The following is a 14,480-nucleotide window of genomic DNA, read 5'->3' as shown; positions in this document are numbered from 1 at the left end:
GTGGTGAGACGCCGTCGGGCGAGGATCGCGACTGGCCGGTAGCCACTAGGGTTGGCAACGCCTGCCGGACCGTACGAGCCGCTCACGAGGAGATCTCCGATGCCCATCGCCACCCCCGAGGTGTACGCGCAGATGCTGGACGCCGCGAAGTCGAAGTCCTTCGCCTACCCGGCCATCAACGTGTCGTCCTCCCAGACCCTCAACGCCGCGCTGAAGGGCTTCGCCGACGCCGGCTCCGACGGGATCATCCAGGTCTCCACCGGTGGTGCGGAGTACCTCTCCGGGCCGTCGATCAAGGACATGGTCAGCGGCTCGGTCGCCTTCGCCGCCTACGCCGCCGAGGTCGCCAAGAACTACCCCGTCAACATCGCGCTGCACACCGACCACTGCCCGCAGGGCAAGCTCGACGGCTTCGTGCGCCCGCTGCTCGACATCTCCGCCGAGCGGGTCGCCCGCGGCGAGGCGCCGCTCTTCCAGTCGCACATGTGGGACGGCTCCGCGGTGCCGCTGGAGGAGAACCTCCAGATCGCCGAGGAGCTGCTGGCCAAGTGCGCGGCCGCGCGGATCATCCTCGAGATCGAGGTCGGCGTGGTCGGTGGCGAGGAGGACGGCGTCGCCAACGAGATCAACGACCAGCTCTACACCACCCCCGAGGACGCGGTCGCCACGATCAAGGCGCTCGGCGCCGGCGAGAACGGCCGCTACCTGACCGCGCTCACCTTCGGCAACGTGCACGGGGTCTACAAGCCGGGCAACGTCAAGCTGCGCCCCGAGATCCTCAAGATCGCCCAGGAGGCCGCCGCCTCCGAGCTCGGCCGCGGCGCCGACGACCGGCCCTTCGACCTGGTCTTCCACGGCGGGTCCGGCTCGACCGCCCAGGAGATCAGCGACGCCGTCGACTTCGGCGTGGTGAAGATGAACGTCGACACCGACACGCAGTACGCCTTCACCCGCCCCGTCGCGGCCCACATGTTCGCCAACTACGACGGCGTGCTGAAGGTCGACGGGGAGGTCGGCAACAAGAAGGCCTACGACCCGCGCGCCTGGGGCAAGGCCGCCGAGGCCGGCATGGCCGAGCGCATCGTCGAGGCGTGCCAGCACCTGCGCTCCGCCGGGACCTCGCTCGCGGGCTGAGTCCCGCCCGGACCCCGGACCGAGCGGTGGCCGGGCCACGTTCCACTCACGCGGAACGTGGCTGGGCCACCGCTCGACCGCGTTCAGGCCGCGGAGGTCTCCTCGGTGCCCGGACGCGCGGCGAAGTGGCGGGGCCGCTCGAAGAAGACCACCGCCAGCAGGCCCAGCAGCAGCACCGCCGGCAGGAGCAGCAGTGACTGCGCCATCGCCTCGGTGAACGGCTCGGCGACCTGCGCCGGCAGCGTGCCGCCACCGGCCGAGCCCTCGGAGGGCGAGAACGTCAGCCCGTTGGCCGCGAGGCGGGCGTCGATGAGCACCGCGATCGCGGCGGAGCCGAGGACGGCCCCGACCTGGCGCGTCGCGTTGTAGACCCCCGAGCCGGCGCCGGCACGCTGCGGCGGCAGGTTGCGGTTGGCCGTGGTGGCCAGCGGGCCCCAGAGGAACGAGCTGCCCACGCCCATCAGCGCGAACGCCGCGACCAGCTGCCACAGCGGGGTGTCGGGCGTGAGGACGGCCTGCAGGACCAGCAGCGCCACCCCGAGGCCGGCGAACCCGCCCAGCGTCAACACCCGCGGGTGCACCCGGTCGGTGAGCCGCCCGGCCACGGGTGCGGCCAGGATGGAGGTGATCGCCATCGGCGCGAGCAGCAGGCCCGCCTGGGTGGGGGAGTAGCCGCGCACCAGCTGGGCCCACAGCATCAGCGGGAACCCCATCGCCGTGAAGGCGAACGACACGGTCGTGATGGCGAGGTTGGACACCGAGAAGTTGCGGTCGGCGAACAGGCTCAGCGGCACCAGCGGCTCGTCGCGGTTGCGCGCCTGCCACAGCACGAAGAGCGCCAGCACCACCAGGCCCGCGACGATCAGCGACCACACCGTGATGGGCCCGACGATCGTCGACCAGTCGTACTGCTCGCCCTCCTGGATGCCGAAGACCAGCAGGAACATTCCGGCGCCGCTCAGCGCGACCCCGAGCCAGTCGAAGCGGTGGTCGTTGGTCTCCAGCCGCGGGACCAGCCGCCAGGCGAGCGCGAACGCGACCACGCCGACCGGCACGTTGACGAAGAAGATCCACTCCCAGCCCAGCGTGTCGACCAGGACGCCGCCCGCGATCGGGCCGACCAGGGTCGCGACACCGGCGGTGGCGCCCCACAGCGCCATGGCGGAGCCGCGGCGCTCGATCGGGAAGATGCGGGTGATCACCGACATCGTCTGCGGAGTCATCATCGACGCGCCGAGCCCCTGCGCGACGCGCGCGACGATCAGGCCCTCGATGGTCGAGGTGAGCCCGCACGCCAGCGAGGCGACGGTGAAGACGACGAGGCCGACGAGGTAGAGGTTCTTGGGGCCGTAGCGGTCGCCCAGCCGGCCGGTGATCAGCACGGGCACGGCGTAGGCGAGGAGGTAGGCGCTGGTCACCCACACGACCTCGTTGACCCCGGCCTGGAGGTCCTCGATGATCGCTGGCGTCGCGACCGTCACGATCGTGGTGTCGACCAGGATCATGAAGAACCCGATGCACAGCGCCACCAGGGCGGGCCACGGGCTGGTCTGGTCGGTCCGGTCGGTCGTCCCTCGGGCGTCGGTCGCAGTCACGGTCCCAGTGAACACCGGGCCGCGGACATCGATTCCGCCGGCGTCCGACGGGCAGCGGTGGGTGAGGCAGGTTCCCCGCGTCGAGAACCTGCCTCACCCACCGCCCGGTAGAGTCGTACGGCGTCAGCGGGCCGGTGTGCTGCCCGGTACGTCGTCGCCGTCGGCCTCGTGGTGCGGCGCCCGGGCGTCGGTGGCGACGTCCGCGTCGTGCTCGACCAGGTCCTTCTGCACGCGCGGGTCGTCCGCGTCGGCGAAGTAGTCGAACGGGATGGTCTCGTCGTGGCCGTTGGAGACCTTCATCGCGCGCATGACTGCGGTCACCACGACGGCGACGACCACGTTGAGCACGAACGCCGTCACGGCGATGTAGCCGAGCTCGCCGATGCCCGGGATGAGGGCCGTCGAGCCGCCGAAGTGCTTGCCGGTGACCGGGTTGACGACCTGGTAGGCCTCGACGGTCCCGTAGACGAGGCCGACCGCCCAGCCGAGCAGCAGGCCGTAGCGGTGGAACCACCGGGTGAAGAGGCTGAACACGATGGCCGGGAACGTCTGCATGATCCAGATGCCGCCGAGGAGCTGGAAGTTGATCGCGTTCTGCTTGTCGAGCGTCAGGACGAAGACCAGCGCGAAGGCCTTGACCAGCAGCGACATCAGCTTGGAGACCTTCGCCTCCTGGGCCGGGGTGGCGCCCTTGTTGATCCACTCCTTGTAGATGTTGCGGCTGAACGTGTTGGCCGCGGCGATCGACATGATCGCGGCCGGCACGAGCGCGCCGATCGCGATGGCGGCGAAGGCCACGCCCGCGAACCACGACGGGAACATGTCCTCGAACAGCTGCGGGATCACCAGCTGCGCGTTGGGCTCGCCGTCGAGCCCGATCGGCTGCGTGCCGGCCGCGATGGCGACCCAGCCGAGCAGGGCCAGCAACCCGAGCACGAAGGAGTACGCCGGCAGGATCGAGGCGTTGCGGCGGATCGTGTTCCGCGAGTTCGACGACAGCGACGCGGTCACCGAGTGCGGGTACATGAACAGCGCCATGGCCGAGCCGAGCGCCAGGGTCGCGTACGCCCAGAAGGCACCGGAGCCGGGCACGAACGAGGAGGTCGGGTTGAGCCCGGCCTCGACCGCCGCCGCGTTGTTGGCGTCCATCTTGTCCTCGGCCGCCCCGAAGATCGCCTCCCAGCCGCCGACCTGCCCGGGCAGGTAGATGACCGCGACGATGATGACGAGGTAGATGAGGATGTCCTTGACGAACGCGATCACCGCCGGCGCGCGCAGGCCGCTGGAGTAGGTGTAGGCCGCCAGCACCGCGAAGGCGATGAAGAGCGGGGCGTCCTTGGCGATGATGTTGTCGCCGCCACCGAGCCCGACGACCTCGAGCACCGCCTGGATGCCGACGAGCTGCAGCGCGATGTAGGGCATGGTCGCCACGAAGCCGGTGACCGCGACGGCGAGCGACAGCCCGCGGTCGTCGTACCTGCCGCGGACGAAGTCGGCCGGCGTGACGTAGCCGTGGCGGTGGCTCACCGACCACAGCCGCGCCATGAAGATGAAGATGATCGGGTAGAGGATGATCGTGTAGGGGACCGCGAAGAAGCCGGCCACCGCCCCGGTCGCGAACATCGCCGCCGGCACCGCGACGAAGGTGTAGGCCGTGTAGAGGTCGCCGCCGAGCAGGAACCACGTGATCCACGTGCCGAACGACCGCCCGCCCAGGCCCCACTCGTCGAGGGACTCCATGGAGTCGGCGCGCTTGAACCGGCTGGCCATGAACCCGGCCACGGTGACGATCAGGAACAGCACGACCAGCACGGCCAGGGCGACGCCGTTGACGCCGTCGGTGTCGGCGGCCAGCACGGTCAGCTCGGGGGTCATCGGTCCTCACCGGCCTTGTGCGAGGTCTTGCCGCGGGCCGAGAGCGTCAGGCGGAAGGCCGCGTAGGTCATCGCGGAGCACAGGAAGACCCAGAGGAACTGGTACCAGAAGAAGAAGGGGAAGCCGAAGAGCGTCGGCTCCACCTTCGCGTAGTGCGGCACCCACAGGAGCACGACGATCGGGATGGCGAGCAGGACGCCGGCCAGCGCCATCTTGCGCATGTCGGTGGGCGGCACCTCGGGATCCGGGCGCGACTGAGGGGAGTTGTTGCCGAGACTCATGCGCGCGACCCTACGCCCGCGGTGACGGTCGTCACTCCGCCCGCAGGTGCCGTGTCGCGGCCAGCGGTCCGTCTGACGCGACGAACGGTCAGGTCAGCCGAGCAGCTCGTCCGCCGCCGTGGCGCTGGAGTCGCGCAGGAAGGTGGAGCAGCGCTCCCACTCCTCGGTCTCGCCGATGGCACGGGCGGCCAGGGCGAGGAGCGCGAGCGAGCGCAGGAAGCCGCGGTTGGCCTCGTGCTCCCACGGCACCGGCCCGTGGCCCTTCCACCCGTTGCGCCGCAGCATGTCGAGGGAGCGGTGGTAGCCGACGCGCGCGTAGGCGTAGACGGTCACGTCGTCGGCGCCGGCGTCCTTGGCCTGCAGCGCCAGCGCGGCCCAGGCGGCCGGCGACGCCGGGTGACGGCGTACGACCGCGGCCGGGGCGTCGCCTCCGGCGAGCTCGGCGTCGGCGGGGTCGGCGGGCAGGTGGGTGGGCGGGGGACCGGCCATCAGGTCGCCGCCGAAGGGTCCGGAGGTCATGCCCGCCAGCCTAGGCCCGGACCCGGTCGGACAGACTTCCGCCATGGGCGAGACGTTCACGACCGAGATCCAGGCGCGCTACCGCGACATCAACCTCGCCGGCCACGTCGACAACGTCGAGGCGGTGCGGGTGCTCGACGAGGCGCGTTACGAGTTCCTGCGGTTCGCCCGCCTGCCCGGCCTCCCGCCGGAGGCGACCGGTCTGCTGCACGCCGCCGGCCCGGGGGTGTCCGAGCTGGTGGCGTCCCAGTCGATCGAGTACCACGGCGAGATGCGCTTCGTGCCCTACCAGCCGTTCCTGGCCTCGCTCTGGGTGACGCGGGTCGGCCGGTCCTCCTTCACCGTCGCGGCCGAGCTGCGCGTCGAGTCGGGCGGCGCGCCGGCCGCGGTCTGGGAGTGCGTGAACGTCCTCTGGGACCACGCGGCACAGGCCGCGTGGCCCATCAGCGACGCCGTGCGCGCCGACCTCGAGCGCTACCTCGGCGAGCCGCCGACCTTCCGGCGCTGACCCGCGCTGACCCGCGCGGGGCGAGCGGGCCGGGCCGTCAGGCGCCGAGCAGCCGACGCACCTTCGCCGGCCCGAGCGCCACGACGAGCGTGGGCAGCCGCGGGCCGCGGTCGGCGGAGACGAGCAGGTTGTAGAGCAGCCGGAAGAAGTCCTTCTGGTCGGCCTTCACCTGGTCGGTGGGGGCGTCCTTGAAGCCGAGGCCGCGGGCGACCTTCGGCACGCCGTAGACGACGCTCGTGACTGCGTCGAGATCGGCCTCGTCCGGCAGGCGGTCGAGGAAGATCCGCAGCCACAGCTCCTCGTCCTCGCCGAGCGAGGCGAGGCGCTCCGTGTCCGGGCTCTCGCGGACCGTGGTGCGCTGGTCCTCCGGCAGCGACGCGGTCCACGACATCGCACGCCCCAGGCGCGGCTGGAGGTCCTCGACGCTGTCGTGCTCGAACCCGAGGTCGTCGATGACCCGGCTGATCAGCTCGCTCGAGCCGGCGGTCACGTCGGCGACCGACGACAGCGTGCGGAACGGCACGGCGACCTTCGAGGTCGGCAGCGGTCCTGACGCCACGCGCGCGGCCCGCTCCCAGGCGAGCACGGCGCCGTCGCGCTTCTCGGGGTCGGCGGCCTTGCGGGCCAGTGCGTCCCACTCGTCGTAGAGCCGGACCACCTCGGGACCGAAGTCGACGGTGAAGGTCTGCTTGGGCGCGCGCCGGACGTAGAGCCAGCGCAGGATCGGCGCCTCCAGCACCTCCAGCGCGTCGATCGCGGTCGGGACACCGCCCGCCGACGACGACATCTTCTGCACGCCGGCGAAGCCGACGAAGCCGTAGCCGAACCACGCGGGCCGCGGCATGTCGAAGAAGCGCTCGACGAGCTCGTGCCCGACCGTGAACGAGGAGCCGGGGGTCGCGTGGTCGGCGCCGGCGGCCTCGAAGTCGACGTGGTAGTGCGCCCAGCGCATCGGCCAGTCGACCTTCCACACGAGCTTGCCCTCGTCCTGCGTCGCGAGGTTGGTGACGAAGGAGCCGCCGCACTCGCACGTGTAGGCGAGGTCGGTCGTCTCGTCGTCGTAGGAGGTGATGGTGACGGTGTCGCGGCCGCAGTCGCGGCAGTAGGGCTTGAAGGGGAAGCGGGCCAGCTCGGTCGTGCCGGTCTCCTCGTCGGCGGCCACCGAGTCCGCCAGGGCCGCGGCCTCCTGCGACTCCAGCTCGCTGCCCGGCTCGGCGTCGGTGGCCGCGGCGGGCTTCTTGGTGCGGTAGCGGGCGAGCACGGCGTCGATCTCGTGGCGTGCGCGCACGGCGCGGAGGACGTCGTCGCGGTAGGTGCCGTTGCCGTAGAGCTCGGTCTGGGAGATCTCCTCCATCTCCACCCCGAGGTCGGACAGCGCCTGCTGCAGCGGTGCCTTGAAGTGCGTGGCCCACGAGTCGTGGCAGTCCCACGGGTCCGGCACGGCGGTCAGCGGTCGTCCGATGTGCTCGGACCACTCGGCCGGCACGCCGGCGGGCACCTTGCGGAACCGGTCGTAGTCGTCCCACACGTGGAGGTGGCGGACCTCGATGCCCCTGCGGCGCAGCTCGTCGGCGACGAAGTGGGTGGTGAGGAACTCGCGCAGGTTGCCCAGGTGCACCGGTCCGGACGGCGAGGCGCCGGACGAGACGGTCACGGGCTTGCCCTCGCCGGCGTGGCGTACGGCGTCGTCCGCCGCCCGCGTCACCCAGTCGACCGGATCGCCCTGCTGCCTGCCTCGCGCCATGGCCGCAAGGCTATCGGTGAGACGCCGACAGGGGAGCGCCGGAGTCGTCCCCCGTGGCGACTCCGACGCTGTGCTCCGTCGGAGCAGGCCTTGCCGCACACCCCCGTACGCGACTCGGCGGCCCCAGTATGGAGTGGCCGGTCCCTGCCACCTAGGTCGCGAGTGCCGATGGCACTAAACTGCCAGCATGGCTCGCGACCCGTCCTCGGTGCTGGCGGCCCTCGGCCTCGACCGGCGGGCCGAGCAGCTCTACTTCCGCCTGGTCCCCGTGTCGGGCCACACCGTCGCCGGCGCCGCCCGCCTGGTGCAGCAGCCGCCCGCCCAGCTGCTGCGCGCCCTGGCACCGCTGCAGCAGCTCGGGCTGGTCACCTTCACCGGCGACCGCATCGTGGTGCCGCCCCTCGCCGAGGCCCTCTCCGCGCTGGTGCAGCAGGAGTCGCGGCAGGCCGCGCTGTCGGCCGCCCGTCTCGGCGAGCTCGCCGCGGCGATGCCGCACCTGGTCGCAGCGGCCACCCGCCCCGACGAGGGCGACCTCACCGACGTGCACCCGCTCGACGGCGAGCTCAGCTCGGGCGGCAACCCGCTCGAGCTGCTGCAGCTGATGATCCGGACGAGCCGCGGCGACATGCTGTGGCTGCGCCCCGACGCGTGGGCCATGCCCCGGGAGTCGCGGGTGAGCGAGGTGCTGGCCGAGGCGATGGCGACCGGGCGGCGGTCCCGGGCGATCTACCCGGTCCGCGCCCTCGACGAGGCGCCCGAGGCGCTGCGCACGCGCGCCCGCCTCGGCGAGCAGGTGCGGGTGATGTCGGAGGTCTCGACGCGCATGTTCATCTTCGGCGACGCCCACGCGGTGCTGCCCGAGCCGCTGGGCTTCTCCGACGAGCCGCGCGTGCACGTGCGCCAGCGCTCGATCGTCGCCGCGCTCACCCTGTGGTTCGAGCTGCTCTGGTCGCGGGCCGCCCCCGTGCCGGAGCTCGAGGCGGGCCGGGGCCGTCCCGACGAGCGGCAGTTCCTCCTCGAGCAGCTCATGGCCGGTGCCACCGACGAGGTCATCGCGCGCAAGCTCGGCATCGGGCTGCGCACGGTCCGTCGCCGGGTGGCCGGGCTGATGACCGAGCTCGGCGTCGAGACCCGCTTCCAGGCCGGTGTGGAGGCCGTGCGCCGCGGCTGGCTCTGACGGCTCGCGGAGCGCGTCAGGGCAGGATCATGGAGTACGCCGCCGACTCCAGGCGCCAGCTCCGGCTGCGCTCGGGTCCGGAGATCTCGCCGTCCGCGGACAGCCAGAACTCGTCGCCGCTGACCTTGACCGACCTCCCGCGCAGCGTGACGACGTCGTCGCGCTCGTCGTGCTCGCCCTTGCGCAGCCGGGCGACGTAGCCGAGCTTGGCGAGCGGCTCGACGGAGCGGCTGATCATCACGTCGAGCAGGCCGTCCTCGGTGTCGGCGTCCGGGTTGAGCTCCGTGCCGCCGCCGACATTGCTCCCGTTGCCGATCGCGACCATCAGCACCGGGCGGTCGACGTCGTTGACGACCGTGCCGTCGAGCTCCACGCGCAGCCGCCAGCTCGGCGGGTGGAAGGCCGACAGGAGCGTGCCGATGGGGTAGCCGAGCTTGCCGAGGTTGACCTTGCCGACGCCGACCGCGCCGAGACGGCCCTTCCACTTGGCGCCCTTGCGGCTGGCCTGCGCCCCGACGCCCACGTGGACGTTGTTGACCACCACGCTGCCGGTCTCGTCAATGATGAGGTCGACCGGTCGCGGGCGACCGGACAGCACCAGCCGGGCGGCCTGCTCGATGTCGAGCGGGATGTCGTTGCCGCGGGCGAAGTCGTTGCCGGTGCCCATCGGCAGCAGCGCGAGCGTCGCCTCGGCGAGCTCGTGGCGCCGGTGCAGGGCGGTCACGACGGCGTGCATGCTGCCGTCGCCGCCCGCCACCACGACCGTACGTCCGCCGGCCCGGTGCAGCACGCCGTCGAGCTCACCCGGGTTGGTCGTCCTCGCGACCTCCACCGACGCCTTCTCGCGAAGCACGTCGAGGGCCGAGGCCAGGCGCTCCTCGTCGGAGGTACCGGCCTCGGCATTGGTGATCACGAGAAGCGAACGCACGGCCGGACACTAGCCCACCGTCGGCGGGCCGCAGTCCACCCGCACGGCGCGGTCCCCGAGGTGCGGTAGCGTGGCGCCGCAAGAGCCCCGGCGCCTTGTGCCCGGGGCACTTGCCATTTCACACACCCGCACCATGCTGACCGACTGCTCACCAATCTGCTGACGTGACTTGAGGAGGGCTGAGATGCCCGCGATCGTCGTGCTCGGCGCCCAGTGGGGCGACGAGGGCAAGGGGAAGGCCACCGACCTGCTGGCCACCACGGACCCGATCGACTACGTGGTCCGCACCAGCGGCGGACACAACGCCGGCCACACCATCGTCATCAACGGCGAGAAGTACGCCACCCACCTGCTGCCCAGCGGCATCCTGACGCCGGGTGCCACCTCGGTCATCGCCGGTGGCGTGGTGGTCTCGCCGGAGGCGCTCTTCCGCGAGCTCGACGGGCTCATCGCCCGCGGCGTCGAGGTGGCCGACCTCAAGGTCAGCGCCAACGCGCACGTGATCGCGAGCTACCACGCCACGATCGACAAGGTCACCGAGCGCTTCCTCGGCAAGAACCAGATCGGCACCACGGGCCGCGGCATCGGCCCGGCCTACGCCGACAAGATCAACCGCGTCGGCGTACGCATCGCCGACCTCTTCGACGAGAAGATCCTGACCCAGAAGGTCGAGGCGGCGCTCGACGTCCGCAACCACCTGCTGACCAAGGTCTACAACCGTCGCGCCATCGAGGTCGACGCGGTGGTCGAGGAGCTGCTGTCCTACGCCGACCGGCTGCGCCCGATGGTGTGCGACACCTCGCTGCTGCTCAACAAGGCCCTCGACGCCGACCAGACCGTCCTCTTCGAGGGCGCCCAGGCGACGATGCTCGACGTCGACCACGGCACCTATCCGTTCGTCACGTCCTCCAACCCGGTCGCCGGCGGCGTGTGCGTGGGCGCCGGCATCGGCCCGACCCGCATCGACCGGGTCGTCGGCGTCATCAAGGCCTACACCACCCGCGTCGGGTCGGGACCGTTCCCGACCGAGCTCTTCGACGACGACGGCGTCCAGCTCCAGCAGCTCGGCGGCGAGATCGGCGTCTCCACCGGCCGCACCCGCCGCTGCGGCTGGTACGACGCCGTCGTGGCGCGCTACGCCAGCCGGGTCAACGGCCTCACCGAGCTGTTCCTCACCAAGCTCGACATCCTCGGCGCGTGGGAGCAGATCCCGGTCTGCGTGGCCTACGAGATCGACGGCCAGCGCGTCGAGGAGATGCCGATGACGCAGACCGAGTTCCACCACGCCACCCCCGTCTACGAGTACTTCGAGGGCTGGCAGAGCGACATCTCCGGGTGCCGCTCGTTCGACGAGCTGCCCAAGAACGCCCAGGCCTACGTCCAGGCGCTCGAGGAGATGTCGGGCGCCCCGATCTGGGGCGTCGGCGTGGGCCCCGGCCGCGAGCAGACCGTGGTGGTGCACGGGTGAGGACGCTCGTCGTCGGCACCGGCGGACGCGAGCACGCCCTCGCCCTCGCGCTGTCGCGCGACCCGGCGGTGACCGAGGTGCACGCCGCCCCCGGCAACCCGGGGATCGGCGAGGTCGCCACCCTCCACGCGGTGGACCCGATGGACGGGCCGGCCGTCGCGGCGCTGGCCACCTCGATCGGCGCGGACCTCGTGGTCATAGGTCCCGAGGCTCCGCTCGTCGCCGGCGTCGCGGACGCCGTACGCGCCGCCGGGATCGCGGTCTTCGGCCCGTCGGGCGACGCCGCCCGCCTCGAGGGCTCGAAGGACTTCTCCAAGCGGGTGATGGCCGCCGCGGGCGTGCCCACGGCCGGCTCACGCACCTGCACGTCGCCGGAGGAGGTGGCCGCGGCGCTCGACGCCTTCGGCGCCCCGTACGTCGTCAAGGACGACGCCCTCGCCGCCGGCAAGGGCGTGGTCGTGACGAGCGACCGCGACGAGGCGCTGGCCCACGCCGCGGGCTGCGCGCGAGTCGTCGTCGAGGAGTTCCTCGACGGGCCCGAGTTCTCGCTGTTCGTGGTCTGCGACGGCACGCAGGGGCGCCCGCTGCTCCCGGCCCAGGACTTCAAGCGCGTCTTCGACGGTGGCCGGGGCCCCAACACGGGCGGGATGGGCTCCTACTCGCCGCTCCCGTGGCTTCCCGCGGGCACCGTCGAGACGGTCATGGCCGACGTGGTCGCACCGACCCTCGCCGAGATGCGCCGCCTCGGCTCCCCCTTCGTGGGCTGCCTCTACGTCGGGCTCGCGCTGACCGCGAGCGGCCCCCAGGTCATCGAGTTCAACTGCCGCTTCGGCGACCCCGACGTGCAGCCGGTCCTGGCGCTGCTCACCTCGCCGCTGGGCGCGCTGCTCAGGGCGGCCGCCGACGGAGACCTGTCGACCGCCCCCCAGCCGACCTTCGCGGCCGGTGCCGCCGTCTCCGTGGTGATGGCCAGCGCCGGCTATCCCGAGGGCTCCAGCACCGGCGACGTCGTCGTCGGCACCGAGACCCTCACGGTCGAGACCGACGTCGACGTCATCCACGCCGGCACCGCGCGCACCGACGCCGGGCTGGTGACCGCGGGCGGGCGGGTGCTCGCCGTCCGCGCGACCGGGGCGGACGTCGCCGACGCCCGCGCCAAGGCGTACGAGGGCATCAGGACCATCAGCTTCCCCGGCGCCCAGTGGCGGCGCGACATCGCCGCCGAGCCGCTCGGCGTCGTCGAGGGCGCCCTGTCCCGTGGCTGAGCAGCCACGGTTCGACCCGGGCGCCGACGTGCGCGTGCGCGAGGTGCTGCACGGCGCGGAGTGGGCGTCGTGGACCGAGACGGCCGTCTCCGACGACCCGGCCGAGGGTGGGGTGCTGGCCACCCTGCAGCGCGACGGCACGGCCCTGACGTTCCCCGAGCACCCGTTCCCGCACCCGTGGGGCCACCTCGACGCCTGGCAGGGCACCACGGTGCTCAAGCTGCGCCGCGTCGGTGACTGGTACTCCGTGTGGCGGTTCTTCGACGACACCGGCTTCCGGTCGGCCTACGTCAACTTCGAGACGCCCTACGTCCGGGGCGCCGACGGGATCGACGTCAACGACCTCCAGCTCGACATCGTCATCCCGCGCGAGGGCGCGTGGCGGTGGAAGGACGTGCAGGACCTCGCGCCCACGCTCGCCAACGGCCGGATCACCCACGACGAGCTGCTCGGGGTGCTGACCGCGGCGGGCGAGGTCGCCGACCTGCTCGACCGCGACGACCGCTGGTGGGCGCCGTGGGACGACTGGTCCCCCGCGGATGGGAGGATCGCGCCGTGAGCGTCCCCACCGTCCCCAACGTGCTGGCCACCCGCTACGCCGGCGCCGACCTCGCCCGGATCTGGTCGCCCGAGCACAAGATCGTCCTCGAGCGGCAGCTCTGGGTCGCGGTGCTCAAGGCGCAGCGCGACCTCGGCATCGACGTGCCCGACGGGGTCGTCGAGGCCTACGAGGCGGTCCTTGAGCAGGTCGACCTCGACTCCATCGCCGCGCGCGAGCGGGTCACCCGCCACGACGTGAAGGCGCGGATCGAGGAGTTCTCCGCGCTCGCCGGCCACGAGCACGTCCACAAGGGCATGACCTCGCGCGACCTCACCGAGAACGTCGAGCAGCTGCAGGTACGCCGCTCGCTCGAGGTGGTCCGCGACCGCGCGGTCGCCGCGCTGGTCCGCCTCGGCCGGCTCGCCGCCGAGCACGAGACCACCGTGATGGCCGGTCGCTCGCACAACGTCGCCGCCCAGGCGACCACCCTCGGCAAGCGCTTCGCCACGGTCGCCGACGAGATGCTCATCGCGGTGCAGCGGGTCGAGGAGCTGCTCGCCCGCTACCCGCTGCGCGGCATCAAGGGGCCGATGGGCACCGCCCAGGACATGCTCGACCTGCTCGACGGCGACGCCGACAAGCTCGACGACCTCGAGCAGCGCGTGGCCGCCCACCTCGGCTTCGACGAGGTCCTCACCAGCGTCGGCCAGGTCTACCCCCGCTCCCTCGACCTCGACGTCGTGTCCGCGCTGGTCCAGCTGGTCAGCGCCCCCTCGAACCTCGCCACCACCGTCCGGCTGATGGCCGGCAACGAGCTGGTGACGGAGGGGTTCAAGGAGGGCCAGGTCGGCTCCTCGGCGATGCCGCACAAGATGAACAGCCGCTCGTGCGAGCGGGTCAACGGGCTCACGGTCGTCCTGCGCGGCCACCTCTCCATGGTCAGCGAGCTCGCCGGCGACCAGTGGAACGAGGGCGACGTCTCCGACTCCGTCGTGCGCCGGGTCGCCCTGCCCGACGCGTTCTTCGCCACCGACGGGCTCTTCCAGACCTTCCTCACCGTGCTCGACGAGTTCGGCGCCTTCCCGGCCGTCATCCAGCGCGAGCTGGACCGCTACCTGCCCTTCCTCACCACCACCAAGGTGCTGATGGCCGCGGTCCGCAACGGGGTCGGCCGCGAGGCCGCCCACGAGGCGATCAAGGAGGCGGCCGTCGGCACCGCACTCGCGATGCGCGGCGGCCAGGCCGACAACGACGTCTTCGCCAAGCTCGCCGCCGACGAGCGGCTGGGGCTGACCCGCGACCAGATCGAGGCACTCGTCGCCGACCCGATCGAGTTCACCGGCGCCGCGGTGGCCCAGACCCGTGCGGTCGTCGCCCGGGTCGAGGCCCTCGCGGCCCGCCACCCCGACGCGGCGGCGTACGTCCCGGGCGCGATCCTCTGACCC

At 72.2% G+C, this 14,480-nt stretch carries 13 protein-coding genes; 7 read left to right on the top strand and 6 right to left on the bottom strand.

The window, feature by feature from the left end:
* The first annotated feature begins 99 nt into the window (after positions 1-99).
* Positions 100-1,134: a class II fructose-bisphosphate aldolase gene (gene fbaA / locus SHK17_RS18785; protein WP_322920322.1), complete on the top strand. Its 1,035-nt coding sequence runs from the start codon at positions 100-102 to the stop codon at positions 1,132-1,134.
* A gap of 83 nt (positions 1,135-1,217) precedes the next feature.
* On the opposite strand, the gene SHK17_RS18780 is transcribed toward fbaA, so the two are convergent.
* From SHK17_RS18780 to SHK17_RS18765, 4 genes are all read right to left on the bottom strand, one after another.
* Positions 1,218-2,729, bottom strand: coding sequence for a DHA2 family efflux MFS transporter permease subunit (locus SHK17_RS18780; RefSeq protein ID WP_322920321.1), 1,512 nt, complete (start codon positions 2,727-2,729; stop codon positions 1,218-1,220).
* A 123-nt stretch (positions 2,730-2,852) separates the two neighbouring features.
* Entirely contained in the window at positions 2,853-4,604 is a 1,752-nt protein-coding gene (gene mctP / locus SHK17_RS18775) for a monocarboxylate uptake permease MctP (RefSeq protein WP_172267172.1), read from the bottom strand.
* Positions 4,601-4,885 (bottom strand): DUF3311 domain-containing protein, encoded by a 285-nt coding sequence (locus SHK17_RS18770; RefSeq protein ID WP_253943021.1) that lies wholly within the window; start codon positions 4,883-4,885, stop codon positions 4,601-4,603. Before SHK17_RS18770 ends, mctP begins: the two co-directional genes overlap by 4 nt.
* Before the next feature lie 93 nt (positions 4,886-4,978).
* Complete coding sequence (locus SHK17_RS18765; protein WP_322423311.1) at positions 4,979-5,404, bottom strand: DUF3151 domain-containing protein; 426 nt, start codon at positions 5,402-5,404, stop codon at positions 4,979-4,981.
* A gap of 43 nt (positions 5,405-5,447) precedes the next feature.
* Here SHK17_RS18765 and SHK17_RS18760 point away from each other — a divergent pair, with 43 nt between their 5' ends.
* Positions 5,448-5,912 (top strand): acyl-CoA thioesterase, encoded by a 465-nt coding sequence (locus SHK17_RS18760; protein WP_172267166.1) that lies wholly within the window; start codon positions 5,448-5,450, stop codon positions 5,910-5,912.
* Positions 5,913-5,949: 37 nt separating this feature from the next.
* Here SHK17_RS18760 and lysS read toward each other — a convergent pair whose 3' ends face one another.
* Positions 5,950-7,656, bottom strand: a complete 1,707-nt coding sequence (lysS, locus tag SHK17_RS18755; protein ID WP_322920320.1) for a lysine--tRNA ligase — start codon at positions 7,654-7,656, stop codon at positions 5,950-5,952.
* Positions 7,657-7,843: 187 nt separating this feature from the next.
* Between lysS and SHK17_RS18750 the strand changes: the two genes are divergently transcribed.
* The gene (locus SHK17_RS18750) at positions 7,844-8,833 is read left to right on the top strand and encodes a helix-turn-helix transcriptional regulator (protein ID WP_172267160.1); all 990 of its coding nucleotides are present in this window, start codon (positions 7,844-7,846) and stop codon (positions 8,831-8,833) included.
* Between the two features lie 16 nt (positions 8,834-8,849).
* On the opposite strand, the gene SHK17_RS18745 is transcribed toward SHK17_RS18750, so the two are convergent.
* Positions 8,850-9,761: a diacylglycerol/lipid kinase family protein gene (locus tag SHK17_RS18745; RefSeq protein ID WP_322920319.1), complete on the bottom strand. Its 912-nt coding sequence runs from the start codon at positions 9,759-9,761 to the stop codon at positions 8,850-8,852.
* 184 nt (positions 9,762-9,945) lie between these two features.
* Here SHK17_RS18745 and SHK17_RS18740 point away from each other — a divergent pair, with 184 nt between their 5' ends.
* From SHK17_RS18740 to purB, 4 genes are read left to right on the top strand one after another with little or no spacing between them, the layout of a single operon-like run.
* The gene (locus SHK17_RS18740) at positions 9,946-11,229 is read left to right on the top strand and encodes an adenylosuccinate synthase (RefSeq protein WP_322920318.1); all 1,284 of its coding nucleotides are present in this window, start codon (positions 9,946-9,948) and stop codon (positions 11,227-11,229) included.
* Entirely contained in the window at positions 11,226-12,494 is a 1,269-nt protein-coding gene (gene purD, locus SHK17_RS18735) for a phosphoribosylamine--glycine ligase (RefSeq protein WP_322920317.1), read from the top strand. Before SHK17_RS18740 ends, purD begins: the two co-directional genes overlap by 4 nt.
* Positions 12,487-13,053 carry a DUF402 domain-containing protein gene (locus SHK17_RS18730; protein ID WP_322920316.1) on the top strand — a complete coding sequence of 189 codons (567 nt, stop codon included), beginning with the start codon at positions 12,487-12,489 and terminating at the stop codon, positions 13,051-13,053. The genes purD and SHK17_RS18730 overlap by 8 nt, the downstream gene beginning before the upstream one ends.
* The gene (gene purB / locus SHK17_RS18725) at positions 13,050-14,477 is read left to right on the top strand and encodes an adenylosuccinate lyase (RefSeq protein WP_322920315.1); all 1,428 of its coding nucleotides are present in this window, start codon (positions 13,050-13,052) and stop codon (positions 14,475-14,477) included. The genes SHK17_RS18730 and purB overlap by 4 nt, the downstream gene beginning before the upstream one ends.
* Positions 14,478-14,480 lie beyond the last annotated feature (3 nt).

Source organism: Nocardioides renjunii (genome assembly GCF_034661175.1).
GTDB classification, from domain to species: Bacteria; Actinomycetota; Actinomycetes; order Propionibacteriales; family Nocardioidaceae; genus Nocardioides; species Nocardioides renjunii.
The sequence above is the reverse complement of the archived record's forward strand: the minus strand, read 5'-3'. Positions and strand labels throughout refer to the sequence as shown.